Here is a 17067-nt window from a genome sequence, read left to right on the forward strand (position 1 = left end):
AATTGTCGGCCTCTTTCCTCTTGTTTCTTGGCTCTTGTTTCTAAATACTTATGTCTTGATACTTGCATCTTCGTTCTCACTCGCTCTTCAGACTATCTATCGGATTGACTACGGCAGCCCGGTAGGATTGGGATAAGATGATCCCCAAACTGATCAGCAAAATGGAACCCACTCCTATCCCGATTGGGATCACGCCGATGCTTACTCTGGAGGCAAAGAAATTCAGCCATAGATTATTGATAAAATAAGCCGCCGGAACTGACAAAATAATGGCCACGGCAAGCAGTTTAAGAAAACCTTTGGAGAGCAGGTAGATGATCTCGGGAATGCTGGAACCCAGGGTTTTTCGGATTCCGATTTCCTTTACACGGGTTTGTGCAGTGTACATCGCCATTCCCAGTAAACCCAGACAGGAAACAAAAATCGCCAAAAAGGATATCAAGCCGATGACTGAAATCACATCTCCCAGCACCTGATGGATAAACAGCAGCTCCTGATCCAGGTATTTGTAGGAAAACTTCGAATTCGGATTGACTTCCTTCCAGGTTGATTCCAGTGAAGCCAGGGTTTGAGACAGATTTTGACCAGAGACTTTCACCAAGGCAAAGCTCATGGCATCATTCCGGTTGCGCAAAATCAGACTTTCCATTTCTCGGTCTGGGGAAAGAAACTGGAAATCCCTCACCACTCCAGCTACCTGCACATTCTTAAATTCCCCCTCTTCATTCAAAGTCAATTGCTTGCCGATGGCCTGCTCATTGCTTCCCAGATTGAAGGTTTTTACTGAAAACTCATTGATCAGGATCAGGTTTTCACTTCCTTCATCCGGTAGATTTTTCCCGGCAATGACTTTCAGATCCAACACATCCACGGTGTTGCTGCTGATGTCAAAAAAATTACTCTGGACAGTGTCCAATGGAAAGTCCGAATTGACACCCTCCAAACCAAAATTCATGCCCCCGCCGGGGATCAAAGAGGTCGCACCTACCTCGGAAACCGCAGGATTGGAGGCCACTGCCTGTGCAAAACGCTGGTAATTGTCGGGATTGAAGAGTTTGACGGTTACTATATTCTCCTTGTCAAAGCCGTAGTCAAAATTCAACATGTGCCTGGCTTGGGACTGGATCAAAACAACCGATATAATAAAGATCAAAGAGATGGAAAACTGAACTACCAGAAGAATATTGCGGATTCCCATGCTTTTGAAAAGCTTCAAGTCACTTAGCTTTTTGAAGAGATTGACCGGGTTCAGCTTGGCAACATAGGTCGCGGGAAGCAATCCTGCCACAACACCAACCAAGATGCTAAACCCAATAAAGACCAATATCCCGGGAAGACTTTGGCTGAAAGAAATCTTCAGGTATTGATTGAAAGTCAATCCGTCAAAGCCCCGCTCGAGAATCTGAAGTATCAGGAAGGCAAAGAACAGCGAGCAAAGAGAAATCACGATCGCCTCAGTTATGAATTGGACGAAAATCTGCGTTTTATTCGCCCCAGATACCTTTCTGACTCCCACCTCTCTCAGTCGGGTCAACGATCTAGCCACAGACATATTGGTATAATTCAGGCATGCCGAAAACATCACAATCAGGCACAACACCCCCAAAATCCACAATACAACCTTTGGAATAGAGACATGCGTCGTATTGCTGATAAAATCCGACGGCGAGAGATCTCTCAATGCCATGGCCTTAAATGAATGTTTGTTGTCGTATTTTGGACCGTAGATCTGCTCAGAGACTTTATCCAGATTGGCCTGAAGATCCTCTTTTCTTTTCCCCTCTTTCAACAGGACATAGGTATAATTGGTCCAGACATTATCCCAGTTGTTGTCTTCCGTACTTCTGACAGCCCCTTCGGGCAAGGACTTCATGGTACTCAAGGAAGCTAGAAATTTAAAAGGCAGGTGCGTCTTGCCCGGATTGGGATTCAACACGCCGGTGATGGTAAAGTAGCCGAAATCGGTCTCAGAATTTCCTTCCTCAATATCCATGGCCCTCATGTCCTTGTCATGAAAACCCACCGACTTGCCCAGTGCCGATTCGCCTCCAAAAAGAATTTCAGCCATATCCGACGTGATCACGAGGGAAAAAGGATCATTTAGCGCAGTGTTGGGATCGCCTTCCTTGAAACTGAAATCAAGGATTTGAAACAGGTTGGCATCGGCAAAATAGCCTCCGCCGGTAGCGAATTTATCTTCAAAGATCACGTCCCCGCCAATTTCGCTGTTGATCGCCGCAGCGGCTTCGATTATGGGATATTCGTTTTTCAGCTTTTCGGCCAGAGGCAATGCAGAACTTGCCGACTCTCCGTTATTTTCCTGATAGCGTGTGGTATGAACCCGATAAACCCGATCCTTTTTGGATTGATAGGTATCGTAACTGTACTGATCCATCCCGATCATAAGGATGAGCAGGCAGACGGACATACTGACTGCCAGTCCGAGAATATTGATCAGGCTAAAAGATTTGTTGCGGATCAGGTTCCTCCAGGCGATTATGATGTAGTTCTTGAGCATATCCCTTAGATTAAATCCAGGGGAAAAAGGTTACAAGTCGCAATGATCAGTCGCAGTGATCAGTGATCAGTCGCAGTGTTCAGTGATCAGTCGCAGTTTGCAGTATTCAGTCGAAGTCAGTGTCCAGTATCAGTAATCAGTCAAAAGACATTCAATCCACTGAGATCCAAGTGAAAAAGGCCAGCATCACTTGATTCTAATCTCTTGCCTCTTGCCTCTTGGTTCTACCTTCTTGATTCTAATCTCTTGCCTCTTGCCTCTTGGCTCTAGTTTCTTGATACTTGATACTAGCTACTTGATACTTTAAAAAATCATTCGTTCTTCAGCGTCTCTACCGGATTTTTGATTGCAGCTTTGAAAGCCTCAATACCGACTGTCAGCATCGCGATCCCGATTCCGAGAATTCCCGCCACGGCAAAAAACCACCATTCAATCCTGATCTGATAGGCAAATTCCTTTAACCACACCGTGCCTCCATAGTAGGAAATCGGAACTGCTATCACGACCGCCACCAAGATCAGTTTCACAAAATCTGTGGACAACAACGTCACAATACTGCCCACTGAGGCACCCATCACTTTGCGCACCCCCACTTCTTTGATCCTACTTTCTGCATTGAAAGCAGCCAATCCAAACAAGCCGATGCAGGAAACGAAGATGGAAAGCATCGCACCGACGGTGATCATCTGCTTCCAGCGGGCTTCCCTTTCGTAGCGTTTCAGGTTGTTTTCCTCTTCGAAACTGTAATCAAATGGCATGAATGGTACATGCTTTCTAAAAACCGCTTCGATCTTTTTGACAGTCTCGGCGGTGTTCCCTTCATTCAGTTTGATAAAAAGTGTCTGAAGTCCATACTTGGGATCCTGAGTCAATACCAAGGGTGCGATTTCCTCTTTGAGCGAAGCAAAGTGGTAGTCTTTCACCACACCGATTACTTTCATTTTCTTGTTTTTCCATTCAAAGTCGACCTCTTTTCCCACACCTTCTGTCCAGCCAACTTTCCTGAGAAACGCCTCATTGACCAAGATGGATTCCTCGGGATCAGTGGCAAACTCCGGGGAGAAGTTTCGGCCTTCCACCAGTTGGATTTCGAGGGTTTTGAGAAAATCATCATCCACCCCGATATACCCAAAATCAACGGTTTCATTGGCTACTTTGGCTACGGTTCCGTTGTAATTCCCATTATAACCGGCGACAGCAGCGATCTCTGACATGCCACTAAGCTCCTGCTTGATCGCATACAGACCTGCCCGGTTTCCACGCATACCACTCACTTTCATCACCCGCTCATCATTGTAACCCAAGTCGAGGGTAGTCAGGAAATTGAACTGGGAAACAATCAAAATCGTGCCCACGACCAGGCAGATCGAAAGTGTAAACTGAAAGACCACCAAGCCTTTGGTCAGGAGGTTTTGCTGCATCAGCTTGTCCCGTTTATAGAGACTCTTGGTGGGACTGAAACCCGAAATCACGAGCGCCGGATAAAATCCCGCCACCAAACCTGTCACCACAAACAGGCCTACAAAAACCAGGATCAGATTTGTGTCCAACAGATAGGAAAGCGATAATTCCTTGGTGGCCAAAACATTGAAAGTCGGCAGTGCAAATTGAGCTAAAAGGAAAGCAAGCACAAAGGCGAAGAAGGCAAGCAAAAATGATTCTGTCAAAAACTGAACAATCAGCTGTTTTCTCTGCCCACCGATGACTTTGCGGATCCCGATTTCCTTGGCTCGGCTCAGCGATCTGGCAATAGCAAGATTCACAAAATTGATGCAGGCAATGATCAGGATGAAAAGCCCGATGCCGCCAAGAATGTAAGAGTACACCGGATTGCTGGTTCGGGTGATTCCGTTCCGGTCGTTGTCCATCCCATTGTCCAGGTGGATGTCCATAAAGGGTTGCAGACTGAAACTAACTTTTTCATGAAATCCGGGTGAATTGGCAAGTTCTTTGGCTGCGTTGATTTCAAAAATCTTGTCCATTTTCGGACCGATCTGAGCCGGATCTGCACCAGGATTTAAGAAGACAAAGGTGTTCATATAGAAACCCAGCCATTCGTCATCAGTCCAACCGTTGGCCACCTGCCATTCAAAGGAGATCATGCTGTCAAACTGGATCGTGGAGTTTTGAGGGATTGTTTTGACCACTCCGGAAACCATAAAAGGAACAAACTGATCCTTCACCTTGAGTTCGACGACTTTGCCGACAGCGTCTGTGGTTCCGAAATAATTTTCTGCCATTTCCTCAGTCAGCACGATCGAACTGATGTCCGAAAGGACAGTCTTTGGATCACCATGAAGTAGTGGAAGCGAAAAAACCTCAAAAAATACAGGATCCGCGAAAAGCACATTGGTACTCAAAAAGTCCTCTCCCTTTTTGACGACAAACGGCTGAGTCTGGGTTCGGATTACTTCTCGGATCTCGGGAATTCCGTCCTTAAATGAAGGTCCATGTATCGCATTTGTACTTGCAATGGTGTTCTCATCCTCTGAGGAGGCCATCGTCACCTTGATGCGATAGAGCTCATTCCCGTTTTGCTGAAAGCGGTCAAACGTCGATTCATCTTTGAAATACAGCAGGATCAAAATACAGCAGGTCAGCCCCAGGGCCAATCCTCCGATATTGATGAGAGAAAAGACTTTGCTTCGCACCAGGCTTCTCCAGCCGATTTTAAGGTAATTTTTCCACATTGGGGTACTGATTTGAATAAGTGAAAACGAGAAATTTGGAACTATCTTTTTGCAAATCCAGCTTACTGTTTTTGTAAAAACCCGGTCAAAAGAACCTGATTTCACACGATGTTCTTTTCCAGATTTGTGCCAGTAAAAAATCCTTTCCAACTAATCAAAAACAGCCTTTTCCACTTTTTTCACGCAAATAATCGCCCAAATTTGTCCGCATTCGGTCAAAATCAAAATCAGGAAATGCCGACGTTTCTGTTAAAGACTTTTCGTAATTGAGGCTAAAATTAAAACTGCAAAGTTACTTTTCGCAGGTTAAGTCATCTATCCCTTTTCCTCAAAAATCTCCTATCTTTAAGTTAGACCACTTCCAAAGCCATGTTTTACACTTCAATTTTATACCTGACCCTTGTTTTTCAATATAAAAATGCCCCTGTTTTTGAGGAGCAGGTGATAGATACCGGAGTTGCCATCGGCTATGGAATCGCCATTGGCGATGTGGACGGAGACGGCAAGCAGGATATCCTTTTGGCAGATAAAAAACAAATCGTCTGGTATCGAAACGGGGATTGGAAAAAGCAGGTGATGGCTGAAAACCTCACAACTTCCGACAATGTCTGTATCGCTGCCCGTGATCTCGACGGAGACGGCAAAGTTGAGGTGGCAGTTGGGGCTCAGTGGAATCCGGGTGAAACCTCAGACACTGAAAAATCCGGAGCAGTGATTTACCTGATCCGACCAGCTGATCCGACACAATTCTGGACTCCCAAAACGCTCCATCATGAACCAACTACCCATAGAATGCGATGGCTAAAGACCGAAAATTCTTCCCATCTGATTGTGGTTCCTTTGCACGGCAGAGGAAATGCAAACGGTGAAGGTGCTGGTGTGAAAGTGATCGCCTATGAATTTCCTGACAATCCAGCTGGCGAATGGAAGTATAAAGTCATTGAGGAAAGCATGCACCTGACACATAACTTGGATGTGATCGGAAAAGACTCTGATAATGCCATTCTTTTGGGAGGAAAAGAAGGTGTCACCTATTTAGGTTCTGCAGCAGCGAATTGGGAAAAAGAAAAAATCAATCTCCCTACCAATCCAAGTGTAGGTGAACTTCGATTGGGCAAGAGTTCAGGAAAAAATCAATTTTTGGCTACCATCGAACCCATGCACGGGACAACGCTGGTCGCTTATGAGGGTCTTGGGGATAAAATGGATTCTAAAGACCTAAAAAGAAATGTCCTCCACTCCCAACTCAAGGACGGTCACGCAATCGCAGTTGGGGATTTTTTGGGTTTGGGCTCAGATCAAATCGCGGTGGGCTGGCGGTTGCCCAATGAAGCGGGAGAATTTGGCATCAAGCTTTTTGTGCCAAAAAACGGTTCATTCTCTGAATTTGAGGAGCATTGGATCGACAAAAACGGCATGGCGTGTGAAGACCTGCAGGCCGCAGATCTGGACGGAGACGGCAAACTGGACCTGATTGCTTCAGGCAGATCCACCAAAAACCTCAAGATCTATTGGAATAGCAGTCGATGAAATGACTAGTTATTGAAAGACAAAAGGCTTCACGTAAATCGTAAATCCGAAATCTCCTATCCGAAATCCGAAATCACCCTACTCGCTTCTCAGGCTGTCCACAGGATTCATCAGCGCAGTCCGAACCGACTGAAAACTCACCGTAAGCATGGCAATCACCAAAGCCACTAAACCTGTGATAAGGAAGTATCCCCAATGCAGGTCGATTTTGAAGGCGAAATTTTCCAGCCAAGTACTTGCCAGATAGAGGCTGAGCGGCACTGAAATCAAAATCGCCAAGAGTACCGTTTTTCCAAAATCCCTGGAAAGCAAGGCAACAATACTCCAATCGGTTGCGCCCATGGTTTTGCGGATACCAATTTCCTTGGTTCGCTGTTCGGTCATAAAAGCCGTCAGCCCATACAGACCAAGACATGCAATGAATATGGCCAACAGGGCACAGCCGACAATGATCGAAGAGGTCCGTTCCTCTTTTTTATAATTCCGCTGAAAGTCCTGGTCCAAAAACGAATAAACAAAGGGTTCGGTAATGGCCGATTTTTCCCATGCAGTGCTGGCACTTTCCAAAACCTCGGTCGCATTTCCTCCCTGGAAATTTGCTATCAAATGACCTCCGTAAGGATTATTGATAAATGCGTAAGGTTCGATTTCTTTGTGGAGACTTTGAAAGTGGAAATCCTTGACTACTCCAACAATCTCCAGCGAATTCAACTCCCCTCTCCATTCATTATGGACCTGTCGCCCCACAGCATCTTCCACCTCATAGCCCAGAGCCTTGATGGCGGATTCGTTCAGAATAATAGATGGTACTTCAGATTTAAAATCGCTGGTAAAGGACCTGCCTGCGAGCAGCTTAAATCCAAGCGTTTCCACGAAATCGTCCCCAACGCTGGCATTTGTAATATTGACAACTTCCTCCACTGACTTTCCTTCCGCGTAATACAGCATACTTTCGATGTTTTCGATGCCCGGATAGGTCGATGCGATGGTCACTGATTTCACGTTGGTATTTTGAAGCAGACCTGATTTCAGCACTTCGTACTTGCCCGCAGCATCCTCACTTTGAAGCGGAATCACGAGTTGCTGGTCTTTGGCAAAACCCAGATCCTGCTTTTTCACAAAATCCAGCTGCTCCCGGATCACAAAAACCATCAAAATCAAACAGGCTGAAATCGCAAACTGAAAGACTACCAACACCTGCCTCAATGAAAATCCCACCATGTGACCCCTGAATCTCCCCTTCAAAACCTTAATCGGGGTGAATCCCGAAAGGAAAAATGCCGGATAAACTCCAGCTGCAATCCCTGCAAGGACAGCTGTAACAATAATCCCAGCCACTGGCAAAAAGCTCTGGTAAAGCTCAAGTTCTTTGCCGGTCATTCGGTTGAAAAATGGCAATAAAAGCGAGGCACCGACCAAAGCTATCAGCAATCCCAACAGAGAAATCAGGATGGATTCTCCCAAAAACTGCCAAATCAAAGCCTTGCGGTCTGCTCCGAGTAATTTTCTGATTCCCACTTCCTTGGATCGCTTTTCGGATCTGGCTGTAGCCAAATTCATAAAATTGATGCAGGCAATCAGCAAAATGAAGACAGCCACCGACCCGAAAACATAAAGCGTGGTCAGATTTCCGGTGGCTCCCAACTCATATTCCAGTTTGGATTGCAGGTAGATATCCCGGACAGGCTGAACAAATAGCGTTTTGGAAAATCCCATTGTTTTGAGGTCAGCAGCCGCTTTTCTATCAAAATACGAAGCTAGCTTCACCTCAAAAGCTGCCGGATCTGCATTATCCTCCAGTTTCACATAGGTGTAAAAAATGTTGTTAGTCGCCCAATTGGTCATGGATTTCACCCAGTCACCGGTGCCATTGTTTTCCATGGAAAGTAAAAAATTGGCATCAATATGAGACTTCATTCCCTTGTCTTGGAATACACCGGTTACCGTGAAATCAAAATCTCCAAAGGGAAGACCAACAGTCAGCGACTGGTTTACCGGATCGGTATTGCCAAACAATTTTGCGGATAGTGTCTCAGATAAAATCACAGAATTGGGAGCCAGCAATGCCCTTTCCGGACTCCCTTTTGAAAACTGATAGTCAAAAACCCGGAAAAAAGTCGAATCAATGAAATATCCCTTTGTCTCATAAAACTGCTTGGATTCACCTCCGGTTTTGGTTTTGAGCAGCATTTTGTCCAATTCCGGGAATTTCAGCAGTCGGGTAGCTTTCTCTACTTCCGGGAATTCGTCGGCCAATCCCTGAGCGACAGGCCCGGGAGTCCCAGCCCAGTCCACATCAGTAGTCCGAACAGCGATCCGATAGAGTCGGTCCACGTCTTTCAGGTGCTTGTCATAGGAAAATTCATCTGTGATAAACAGCCCGATCAGTAGACAAACCACCAACCCGACAGCCATCCCGCACACATTGATTGCAGTGAGTGACATGTGCTTTTTCAGATTTCTGAGGGATATTTTGATGTTGTTTTTCCACATGATTTCTTTGATTGGAAAATTTTTAAAATTGAAAGATTGGAAAATTGAGTGTTGGAAAGTATAAAGTGGTAAGGTTCTAAAGTTGAAAGGTTTGAAAGTTTCCTAGAGTTGAAGACCAAATCACTAGTTGAGGCCTCGTAAATCGTAAATCAAAATTCGTAAATCCGAAATCCAATATCCGAAATCCGAAATACCCTCATTCACTTCGAATCGATTCCACCGGATTGGCTTGAGCGGATCTGAGAGACTGAATCGAGACGGTGGCATAAGCCACAACTACCGAAATAACCGCAGTCAAGAGAAAGAACCCAGCCGAAATCGGTATTCTGTAAGCAAACTGCCCGAGCCACTGAGACATCAGCCAATACCCCAAAGGCAAAGCCACGAGCAAAGAGAGAAAGACCATCACCAAAAATTCCCCGGTGATCTTGTGCACAATTGCCATTACTGATGCTCCCAAAACCCGGCGGATTCCGATTTCTTTTCGTTTGGACTCGGCGGTAAAGATGGACAAGCCCAACAAGCCCAGGCAAGAGATCAGGAGCGCCAAAAAGGAAAACAGCCCGAGCAGATAGCTGGTTTTGGCTTGCTGCTCGTATTGCATGGATATCGCCTCATCGATAAACCGATAGTCAAAAGGCAAACCCTGATAGACCGATCTCCAGGCAGCCTTGAGCTGGATCAGAAGTTCGGGACTGATGCCCTGATCCACCTTGATCAAGGTATGGTTGGTACCGTCAAAAGCAGCGTTTTTGGCAGGCAAATAGATGGTGGGGGTCAGGCTGTAGCGCAGATCCCGGGTATGGTAGTCTTTCACCACACCGACAATATTTCCTTTGAAATTGGAGAAAAGCTCTCCGTTTTCCTCTGTGAAAACCCGCAGGTCGGACCCGATGGCTTCTCGGGCATCTTTGTCCAACCAGTCCAGGGCAGATTCATTGACGATCATGGCGACATTCTCCAAACCCGGAAATCTGTCCCGCATCAACTTTGACACTCCCCGATCAGCACCGTCTTCGAGAAACTCCCGGCCTGCCACCATCGGAACGCCCAAACTTTCAAATAAACCTGCATCTACATACTGCACATTGATGTTTTTGGCTTCCCCTTCTTTGATACCCGGATAGTCCGCCATTGGATTCCATCCGGTATCCATTCCAGGTCGGTCACTGGTAAATTTCACCGAACTAACACCGGGGATTTTTGACAATTCCTGCTTGAGAATGTCCCCCTTTTCTTTGGCAAGATTTCCCATTTTTACAGAAATCAACCCTTCTGAATCAAATCCCATGGAGGTATTTCTCAGGTAGTCATGCTGATAGTAAACCACTGAAGCGCAGAAAACCAGCAGGGCCGAAAGCACAAACTGAAATACGACCAGACTTTTGCGCAGCAGAGACTTCCCGCCCCTCAAAGCGGAGCTCTTCAAGATCAACTCGGGCTTCAATCCAGAAAGGTAAAAAGCCGGGAAAATCCCCGCCAAAAGAGAAGATCCCACCCAAACCATCAGAAGCAATAGCTGAAGGGAGCTGTCCTCCCCCAAATTCAAAGGAATGGTAAAGCCCATCCGAGACTCAATCGTCGGAGTCACCAGATAGACAATCAGCAAGCCAAGTTCAAGGGAAACCGCATTTATAAGAAAAGATTCAGCCAAAAACTGACTCAACAACTGACCTCGCTGGGCTCCGTTGACCTTGCGGATTCCGATTTCCTTCATCCGCTTGATCGCTCTGGCCGTTGCCAGGTTGATGAAATTGATGCAGGCCAAAACCAATACAAAAATGCCGATCGAAAGAAAGATGACCAGTGTCTGACGCGAAATCGGTGGAGTCCAATCACCCTGAAAATCCGCATCGGTGTGGATACTTTGGATAGGTTGGAGAAAATGCACATACCCCTTTGCCTCCTCTGCATTCCGGTAGTTGGGGTTGACCTCCGGTATCTTTTTGCTCACCTGTGCTGCGTCCGTTTGGGGTTCCGTCTTCACATACGTATAAGTCTGTGGCCACCAGAAACTTCCAAAATCAGCCGTGACCGGAAAGTCATTGAAGGACTTAAACGTGTTCATGGAAGCGATAAAATCGAAGGCCATGTGGGTGTTTTTCGGAAGGTCTTTGAGTACTCCCCGTACTTCAAAAGCTAAATCACCCGTAGAAATTAATGATTTTCCGACAGGATCCTCCTCACCAAAATACTTCTGCGCCATGGCTTCGGTAATGATCACTTGGTAGGTATTTTCCAACACACCATCCCAGCTTCCTTTGCTCAGTTCAAAACCAAAAATCCTGTCAAAGCCCGGATCGGAAAAGATAAACCTGTCCTCCCGAAAACTTTCCTCCGGCGCCGTTCCTTCCGGAGCATGCAGGTAGGTGCTGATCTGAGTCACACTCACGACTTCAGAAAGTTCCTCAACAAATTCTTTGCGAAGCATGGGAGCCACAGCCCCACCTGCCCAAGACCAATTCTGGTCAGAATTCACCGTTTGCACTACACGATGGATCCGATCAGAATCCGGGTGAAATTGATCATAAGATCGCTCAAACTTCACAAATGCCATCAGGATCAGGCAGCTTGCCAGTCCTATTGAAAGTCCGAGGACATTGATCAGAGAGAATGCTTTCTGTCGGATCAAGTTTCTCCAGGCGATTTTAAGGTAGTTTTTCCACATGATTCATTGATTGGAAAATTTCAAAATTGGAAAATTGAAAGATTAGGAGTTGGAATGTGGTAAGGTTCTAAAGTTGTAAAGTCTCCGAGAGTTCAAGGCCAAAATACTAGTTTAGGCCTCGTACCCCGAGCTTTCGGGGCGTACTTCGCATTTCTTAAATCCGAAATCACATGTCCGAAATCCGAAATCCCATCATTCGCTTTTCAAGCTTTTCACCGGATTCATCAGTGCGGCTTTTACGGCTTGGGAACTCACCGTCGCCAAGGCAATCAGAATCGCGACCAACCCTGAGATTGCAAATACCCACCAGTCGATCTCGATCCGATAGGCAAAATCCTCAATCCAGCGATCCACCACATACCAGGAGACCGGAACCGCGATGACAATAGCCACCAACACAAGCTTGATAAAATCCCTGGAAAGAATCGCCACCACACCCCCTACCGATGCACCCAGCACCTTTCGGATGCCGATTTCCTTGATCCGCTGCTCGGTGGTAAAGGTCGCCAGACCAAAGAGGCCAAGGCAGGAAATCAGGATTGACAGCATGGTCAGCATCCCGACGATGGCATTTACGGTGCGATCTGCCCGATACAATTCTGTAAAGTGGTCATCCAAAAACTCGTACTCAAACTCGCGTTCGGGGATCACCGAGTTCCATACAGACTCCAGATGGGCGATGGCCTCTGGAGCCCTATCTCCCGCTATCTTCACTGAAGCCTCGTCATATCCCCAGTCTTTCTGGTTGAAAATTGTCAACGTCTCCACCTTGTGATGCAGGGAGTTGAAGTTGAAATCCCGGACAATCCCCACGATGCTGGCAGCAGAATCCATTCCGCTAAACCCAAACTGCCGACCGACGAGAGATTCGATCGACTTGCCTTCCCCTTCTTCCAGCAGCAGTTCCTGAGCCATCGATTCGTTGATCATGTAGGCCTTGCCATAGTCTGCTTCTGTCCCGTTGAAATTTCTCCCAGCGATCAGTTCTATCTGATAGACATCCAGAAAGTCATGATCTACTACCACCTGGGAGGTTGCGAGATTTCTGGCAGGCCCGTCCCCGTGAAAAGTCACCCCAGTTTGGTGCAGGTTATTTCCCAGACGCTGACCGGATGCCGTCACATTTTCAACCAAGGTACTGGCGAGCAATTTCTCCTTCATCACCTCGTATCGATCAGAATAGCGACCGAGAGGAATAGTGACCACCTGATCATGAGAAAATCCCAGGTCTTTCTCCTGCATGAACCTGACTTGTCTGGTTGCAAAAAAAGTCGAAATGATCAGGAAGATCGCACAGCTAAACTGCACGATGACCAGTGCATTGCGGAAATCAGACTTTCTTTTTCCGGACTCAACCGAACCTTTCAAAACTTTGACAGGATGAAAACTTGACAGAAAAACCGCCGGATATATTCCTGAAAGTATTCCCACGGCAATCGCCCCAAAAATCAGAGATCCCAAAACAATCGGGTCGCTAAACAGTGGGAATTCCAGTTTTCGCTGGCTAAAGTCGTTGAGAAAAGGCAATGCCAAAAAGACCATGACCACCGCCAGGATCATCGAAATACCGCTAATGAGGATCGATTCGCTGATAAACTGAAAATACAGCTGGCTTTTTGAAGCTCCGGAAGCCTTGCGAACTCCGATTTCCATTGCCCGGCTGATAGACTTGGCCGAGGAAAGGTTCACGAAGTTGATCCCGGCTATAAACAGCACAATCAGCGCGATGTAGAAAAATATCTTGGTGTAGGCACCGTCAAATTTCTGATAATTGAGATAGTCGTGAGTGATGTCCGTGGATCCGGCATGTACCTGATCTAAGTCTTGAAGAAACAGCTTGTATCCTTTAGCCCCTTCCTCAGACATATGGGAAAGCAAATAGGCAGGAAACTTAGATTCTAATTCCGGAATATCTGTTCCTTCCACCAGTTCGAGGTAAGTCGTCAGCCAGTTTCCGCCCCAATTCTCCATATTTTGAGGGCCCACAAAGGTGCTGAATGAGGCGATTCCTTCAAACTTGAGGTGTGAGTTGGCTGGAATGTCAGCGATAATCCCGGTGACGGTAAAATAAGCACTGTCCTCCTCTGCCACCTCAAGCGTTTTACCCATAGCTGATTCTTCACCAAACAACTGGAGTGCTCCGGATTCGGTCAACACCATACTCCGAGGCTTGGCTAGGGCTGAGGCTGGATCTCCTTCGATCAACTTGAAATCGAAAATTTCAAAAAAGGAGGAATCCGCCCAAATGGTCTCCTCCAAAGTGAAGGTGGACTCATTCATGAGAAACTTCATCTCTCCGCTGGGTCTCACCCGGACATAGTTGAGAATTTCAGGAAATTCCTCCTTCAAAGTTGGCCCCATGGGAAACATGGACAGCGCCACGTTTTGAGGAGCGACCATGCCTTCCCACTGTTGTACTTCGTTGAGTCGATAGATATTCTTGGTATGAATTGCGTCAAAATCCCGCTCATAATTCACAAACAACAGGATCATGATGCAGACGGCCATTCCGATGGCAAGACCGAAAATGTTCAAGGCGGAGAAAAGCTTGTTTTTCCTCAGGTTACGAAAGGCGGTTTTCAGATAGTTTTTCCACATGGTATTTGAATTGGAATATTGAAAGATTGGAAAATTGGAAGATTAAGAGTTGAAAGGTTGTAAGGTTTTAATATGGTTGGGTTTTCAAGAAAATAAGGCTAAAACACTAAATAAAACCTCGTAAATCGTACTTCGTAAATCCGAAATCACATTTCCGAAATCCGAAATCCCATATCCGAAATCCGAAATCCCCTCACTCGCTTTTCAAGCTATCCACAGGATTGGCCAAAGCGGCACGCAGGGTATTCATGCTGACCACCACCAGAGAAAGCAGCAATACCACCACACCTACAACCACAAATAGCCAGAAATTGATATCGATATGGTAGGTGTAAGTCTCCAGCCAGGCATTCATCCTCCAATACGCGAAAGGCACTGCGAGGCAAAATGCAATCAACACCAGCTTGAGGAAATCCTTGGAAATCAACAACAGCACCTGAAGAATCGAAGCGCCCAACACTTTTCGGATTCCGATCTCACGGAAGCGCTTTTCTATGGTAAAAGAAGCCAATCCAGCCAATCCGATGCAGCAGATAAAAATCCCAATTCCGGAGAAAATAGTAATGATCTTGCTCACCAACTCCTCGGATAAAAACTTTCGCCCAAATTCTTGATCCACAAACTGATATTCAAAAGGAACTGCAGGGTTGTACTTTCTGAAAATCCCCTCCACAGCCTCCAATCCAGCCTGTACAGGTGTACCTTCAGTAAACCGAACATTGATCGAGTAAGTCCTTGTGGGGTCAAAATAGATCATCATAGGATCTACCGGGTTGAAAGGTGAATCCATCACCACATTATCCATCACCCCGATTACGGTGTAGTCCGTGTTTCCATATCTCATTTGCATGCCAACCGGCTCCTCTAGACCCATAGCTTCCACCGCTGCCAAGTTGAGGATCAAAGCTGAGGAATCGCTCGGCATTCCGGTAAAATCGGTTCCTTCAAGCATCTTGACTCCCATAGTCTCAGAGAAATCCACATCTGAATACAAACCTGTCATCAACAGGTTCATATCAGTTGGTTTTCCTTCCCAGCTTGGTGCAGGAGCTCTCCACCAAATACTCGTGATGGGTGAAAATGTCCTGGTGGTTGCCTGGACCATTCCGGTTTTGAGCAACTCGTCTTTGATCACCGCGAAGTTTTGCTGGATATCTTCGGTGGACGAGATCATGATGAGGTTATCGGGGTTGTATCCGATATCCCGGTTTTTGATGTGCTGGATCTGCTGGTAAACGATGAGCGTACCCGAAATCAGCAGGATGGAGATGACAAACTGCCCAACTACTAGGATATTTCTTGGTAAGACTGCTTTTTCACCTGCGAGGAAAGTACCCTTCAGAATCTTGATCGGATTGAAGGAAGAGAGATAAATGGCGGGATAGCTGCCGGCAATCAGTCCAGTAAATGTCACCACCGCCAAAGAAATGATCCAAAATACCGGAGAGCTGAGATCCAAAGACAGCGTCTTTCCTGCCAATTGATTGAATGCAGGCATCAACAGGAAAACGGCAATCACCGAGACAAAAAAGGCCAACAAAGTCAAGGTCATGGACTCAAAAAAGAACTGGAGCATCAACTGCTTTTTGCCAGATCCCAGGGTCTTGCGGATACCCACTTCCTTTGCCCTGCGCTCAGAGCGGGCGGTGGAGAGATTCATAAAGTTGACACAGGCAATCAGCAGGATAATTACCGCAACAATTGAAAAAAGCCGGACATAGGTAATCATGCCGCCTGTATTTACTCCGTCCTTAAACTCGCTAAAAAGCCTCCACTTGCTCATCGGAAAGGCGAAATAGGTGCTGATTCCTTGGTCAGTAGGGTTGTTTTTGATTTTGATTGCCGATATTTTTTTAGACAATTCCTCCGGATCGGTACCCGGTTGCACTTGTAAGAAAACATTCCAGGAGGAATTGGTCCAGTTGGTCAAAGCCCGTTGCAAGCTCTCGTCTGAATAATTGAACAAATGGATGTAGTCAAACTTAAACGAAGAATTCCCCGGCAAATCCTTTAGAATGGCGGTGATAGTTACCTCCCTGTCATTATCGATTTTCAGCGTTTGGTGAAGCGGATCCGCATTTCCGAAAAGTGATTTTGCCGCTGATTCTGTCAGAATAATGGAGTTGGGATCAGGGAGTGCCGTTTGGGCATTTCCCTGAAGAAACTGCCAGGAAAACACGTCAAAGTAATTTTCGCTGACCGTAATCCCATTTTTGCGCTGCTTGGTATCCCCAAAAGCCAGAATATGCGATTCGTCCCAAGTACTCATTACCGCATTTTCTACTTCAGGGAGTTCCTGCTCAAGGGCTTGAGCTAAAGGAAAGACCATATTTTGGTCTGTAAAAATCTGATCGTTGTAATCCCGGTGTGCCATCACACGGTAGATATCCTCATAGTTTTCATGAAACTTATCATAGGTAAGTTCATCGTACACCCACAGCAGGATAAATATGGTACAGGTACAACCAAGAGAAAGGCCGACCAGGTTTGTGATTGAGAACTTCTTGTTTCTCAACAGATTTCGATAGGCTATCTTAAAATAATTGATCCACATGGTGTTCGATTGGAAA

At 46.2% G+C, this 17067-nt stretch carries 7 protein-coding genes; 1 reads left to right on the forward strand and 6 read right to left on the reverse strand.

Features of this window, described 5'->3' with window-relative positions; all coding sequences use genetic code 11:
- Positions 1–76 precede the first annotated feature (76 nt).
- Both B0E43_RS07650 and B0E43_RS07655 read right to left on the reverse strand, forming a co-directional pair.
- On the reverse strand, positions 77–2518 hold the full coding sequence (locus B0E43_RS07650; protein WP_077348326.1) for an ABC transporter permease: 2442 nt from the start codon (positions 2516–2518) through the stop codon (positions 77–79).
- A gap of 311 nt (positions 2519–2829) precedes the next feature.
- Positions 2830–5208 (reverse strand): ABC transporter permease, encoded by a 2379-nt coding sequence (locus B0E43_RS07655; protein WP_077348669.1) that lies wholly within the window; start codon positions 5206–5208, stop codon positions 2830–2832.
- Between the two features lie 369 nt (positions 5209–5577).
- Here B0E43_RS07655 and B0E43_RS07660 point away from each other — a divergent pair, with 369 nt between their 5' ends.
- Positions 5578–6738, forward strand: coding sequence for a VCBS repeat-containing protein (locus tag B0E43_RS07660; protein ID WP_077348328.1), 1161 nt, complete (start codon positions 5578–5580; stop codon positions 6736–6738).
- A 78-nt stretch (positions 6739–6816) separates the two neighbouring features.
- On the opposite strand, the gene B0E43_RS07665 is transcribed toward B0E43_RS07660, so the two are convergent.
- The 4 genes from B0E43_RS07665 to B0E43_RS07680 all read right to left on the reverse strand — a co-directional run bounded on the left by B0E43_RS07665 (position 6817) and on the right by B0E43_RS07680 (position 17051).
- Positions 6817–9231 (reverse strand): ABC transporter permease, encoded by a 2415-nt coding sequence (locus B0E43_RS07665; protein ID WP_077348330.1) that lies wholly within the window; start codon positions 9229–9231, stop codon positions 6817–6819.
- A gap of 196 nt (positions 9232–9427) precedes the next feature.
- Entirely contained in the window at positions 9428–11899 is a 2472-nt protein-coding gene (locus B0E43_RS07670) for an ABC transporter permease (RefSeq protein ID WP_077348332.1), read from the reverse strand.
- Between the two features lie 192 nt (positions 11900–12091).
- Positions 12092–14497 (reverse strand): ABC transporter permease, encoded by a 2406-nt coding sequence (locus B0E43_RS07675; protein ID WP_077348334.1) that lies wholly within the window; start codon positions 14495–14497, stop codon positions 12092–12094.
- Between the two features lie 193 nt (positions 14498–14690).
- A complete protein-coding gene (locus tag B0E43_RS07680) occupies positions 14691–17051 on the reverse strand; it encodes an ABC transporter permease (protein WP_077348336.1) in 2361 nt (786 codons plus the stop codon).
- Positions 17052–17067 lie beyond the last annotated feature (16 nt).

This window comes from Algoriphagus sp. A40 (assembly GCF_002002735.1).
Taxonomy (GTDB): domain Bacteria; phylum Bacteroidota; class Bacteroidia; order Cytophagales; family Cyclobacteriaceae; genus Algoriphagus.